This window comes from Parvibaculum sp. (genome assembly GCF_035511255.1).
Lineage (GTDB): Bacteria > Pseudomonadota > Alphaproteobacteria > Parvibaculales > Parvibaculaceae > Parvibaculum.
On record NZ_DATKFR010000326.1, the window covers coordinates 1 to 1,526 of the forward strand.

A 1,526-nucleotide genomic window follows, 5' to 3' on the forward strand; every position below is an offset into this window, starting at 1 on the left:
ACACAGCGCCGCGAGCCGGATGAGGTGAAGATTCTCTCCGGCACCTTCGCCGATCCCGAGACCGGCGAAGAGGTAACGACGGGAACCCCGATCTCGCTGATGATCGAGAATGTCGATCAGCGCTCGAAGGACTACGGCGACATCAAAGAGAAATTCCGCCCGGGCCACGCGGACTTCACCTACATGGCGAAATACGGCATCCGCGACTATCGCGGCGGCGGTCGCTCCTCCGCGCGCGAGACGGCGGCGCGTGTCGCGGCTGGCGCTATCGCCCGCAAGATCCTTGCGAATGTCACCATTCGCGGCGCCCTCGTGCAGATGGGCCCGCACAGGATCGACCGCGCCAACTGGAACTGGGACGAGACGGAGAAAAATCCGTTCTGGTGCCCGGACAGCAAGGCCGCGCCGATGTGGGAAGATTACCTCGACGGCGTGCGCAAGTCGGGCTCCTCCTGTGGCGCCGTGATCGAACTCGTCGCCTCGGGCATCCCCGCCGGCCTCGGCGCGCCGATCTACGGCAAGCTCGATGCCGACATCGCCGCCGCGTTGATGAGCATCAACGCAGTGAAGGGCGTCGAGATCGGCGACGGGTTTGCCTCCGCCGCCTTGTCAGGCGAAGAGAACGCCGACGAAATCCGCATCGGCAATGAAGGCCCCTATTTCACCTCGAACCATGCGGGCGGCATTCTGGGCGGCATCTCGTCGGGCCAGGACATCGTCGCACGCTTCGCCGTGAAGCCGACCTCGTCGATCCTCAGCCCTCGCAAGACCATCACCACGTCGGACGAGGAAACAGAGATCATGACCAAGGGCCGTCACGACCCCTGCGTCGGCATCCGCGCCGTCCCCGTCGGCGAGGCCATGCTCGCCTGCGTGCTGGCCGACCATTTCCTGCGCCATCGCGGGCAGGTGGGGTGAACGTCATATAACGCCTTGCGTTATATGACGCCACACGTTATAGTCTTGTCGAATGATCCTGAGCTTCGCAGACAAGGAAGCTGAGGCGATATGGTCGGGGCTGCGAAGCCGGCGACTGCCGCAGGATATGCAGGCGACGGCCTTGCGCAAATTGCGTCAGCTCGATGCGGCCGGGAGATTGGACGATCTCAAGGTTCCGCCCGGAAACAGGCTTGAAGCTCTTTCCGGCAATCGACGCGGACAGCATAGCATCAGGATCAACGACCAATGGCGCATCTGTTTCAGGTGGGCCGACGGAGGTGCGAGCGATGTCGAAATCGTCGACTACCACAAAGGCTGAATTGCTGCACAACCCGCATCCGGGCGACGTGCTTCTGCTCGATCTGCTTGAGCCGCTGGGTATTTCGCAAAATGCCTTGGCGCGCGCGATCGATGTATCTCCGCGCCGCATCAATGAGATCGTGCATGGCAAGCGGGCCATCAGCGCCGACACGGACCTTCGGCTCGCCCGCTATTTCAGCCTGTCGGAGGGCTATTTCCTGCGTCTTCAGGCCGCCTACGACCTGATGGAGGAAAAGCGGAAACTTGGCTCCAGGCTCGACGCCATC

At 62.7% G+C, this 1,526-nt stretch carries 3 protein-coding genes; all 3 read left to right on the forward strand.

What is annotated here, in order from left to right:
* The coding region (gene aroC / locus VMR03_RS12930) for a chorismate synthase (protein ID WP_325405853.1) at positions 1-918 on the forward strand (918 nt) is incomplete at its 5' end.
* 52 nt (positions 919-970) lie between these two features.
* Positions 971-1,258, forward strand: coding sequence for a type II toxin-antitoxin system RelE/ParE family toxin (locus VMR03_RS12935; RefSeq protein WP_325405855.1), 288 nt, complete (start codon positions 971-973; stop codon positions 1,256-1,258).
* Positions 1,227-1,526 (forward strand): HigA family addiction module antitoxin (locus VMR03_RS12940; RefSeq protein ID WP_325405291.1); only part of this gene is annotated, 300 nt, incomplete at its 3' end. The genes VMR03_RS12935 and VMR03_RS12940, both read left to right, overlap by 32 nt.